The sequence below is a fragment of the bacterium genome, from assembly GCA_024226335.1.
Taxonomy (GTDB): Bacteria; Myxococcota_A; UBA9160; order SZUA-336; family SZUA-336; genus JAAELY01.
Window position 1 is genome coordinate 1 of record JAAELY010000345.1, and the last position, 1,718, is coordinate 1,718.

1 protein-coding gene is annotated in these 1,718 nt (G+C 59.3%); it reads right to left on the reverse strand.

All coding sequences use genetic code 11. From position 1 onward, the window contains the following. Positions 1-1,718: DUF3631 domain-containing protein (locus GY725_18025; GenBank protein MCP4006084.1), on the reverse strand; the 1,718-nt coding region annotated here is incomplete at both ends.

A 1,718-nucleotide genomic window follows, 5' to 3' on the forward strand; every position in this document is an offset into this window, starting at 1 on the left:
ATGGTTCGCGGTCGGATGTCGTACCGCTTGAGAAGTCGAGCCAGTCCAGACTGGGTGAGCGGCTGGCCTCGTCGCCATTCGGGCCATGGCCTGTCTTCCATCTTCGTCAATACGGCGACAATCTGCTCCGAAGACATACGATCCACGCCGCGACCTTCAAACAGATCGCGAAGGTCTGAAAGAAGTTGAACACCGGGCGTGCTATCGCCCTCGCGATCCGAGCGATTCAGATCCAATGCGGCACGACGGGCTCGCTCTGGCCAATCCCCACCGGCTGCATCTGCGATCCCGAGCAAGGGGCGCCAGTTGTCCTGGGCGCGGTCGTGGAGCTCATGTGGAACGTCGGGGTCGATGCCCTCTAGATCATCCTCATGGTCTGCTACCCATCGCGCGATCTGGGCACGGAGCTCTCCGAGTTCTGTTCCGAGGTGTTCCTGTCGTACTCGCTCCGCCTTCTCGCCCGGAGCCTGACGCCTCATCGGGATGACAACCGACCGATCCTCCAGCGTCGAAGGCAACTTGCCGATCAGCGCGATGGCCTTTGGTCCCCACGTCGAGAAGACCTTCGGCTCGTGGTTGTCGCCAACGGTGCGGATCACGACGGCGTTGGCACGAGTGTGGCCGGAGTTGAGCACGCCGCGCAGCTCGTCACTCTTGGCGAGGAAACTATCCGCCTCGTCGATCAGCAGCGTGGGAGTGTAGTGCTCAATGGAACGAAACAGGGCAGCCGATGTAATGTTCGACGCAGGGAGGGACTTTCGCACAAGTGCGCCGAGGACGATGAGGACAGTCGTCTTCCCGCAACGTTTCTCGGGACTGAGCAGTGCGATGATAGGTGAAATGTAACTGGCCGCGATGGCGTACGTGTGTATTGTCCAAAGCGCCAACGCGACAGCCGCACCATCAACAAGGACGATGAACTTCTCGAAAGTGCGAACCAAATCATCGAGAAGTTTCGTCCCATCAACGGGCTCTTGATGGGGCTCAGGGTCAGATAGAAACCCGTGATGTCCGGGGAGGTCTCTGTGGTCTGTGCTCTCGCGAAGAGTCTTGAAAGCAGCGTCAACGAGCTTAGCCGGAGCTCCCGACTTGATGCGCTGCAGCTGCTTGATCGCCGTCACCCTTGCCACAGCTCGCAGCAGGTCGTCGCTACCTTCGAGCCTCGCTACGAACTCCCGAAGGGATTCGTCGATCTGTCGGGGAGTTGAGTTTTTCGTCAGCTTGTCGAGGCCCGACGACGTAACCACCCTGTCAATCTCGATTGAGGCGCCTACGTCGGCGTCACTGGCAGGGTTGGTAAACTCCAATCTCTCCGCACCGTCAAGGGCTGATTGGAACGTGGGAGTAAACCGCTCTGGATCAACCCTGTGTAGCTCATTGGGATCTTTGCAGCCAGTGAGCGAGAAAACGAACAGGTCACCTTTCCACTTGAGGTTTCGGAGTTGCTTGGCAACTCCCGCGACAAACGTTTCTCCGCCCCGTCCGGGTTCCTGGCAGACAAGAATTCGCGGGATGTTCTCCAGGTTGTCAACGCGCAACACTTTCGTCATTCCTGCTCCGGGAATCCCGATGGCGGGAAATCCGTGATGCCACAACGTCCAGCAGTCGCTTTCGCCCTCGACGAGGATGAGGTATCCAGCCTCTCGTACCGCTCCTAGCCGATCGAGGCCGTAGGCCACCGGCTTGCCCTTCCCGAACATCCAGATCGACCCGTCTCC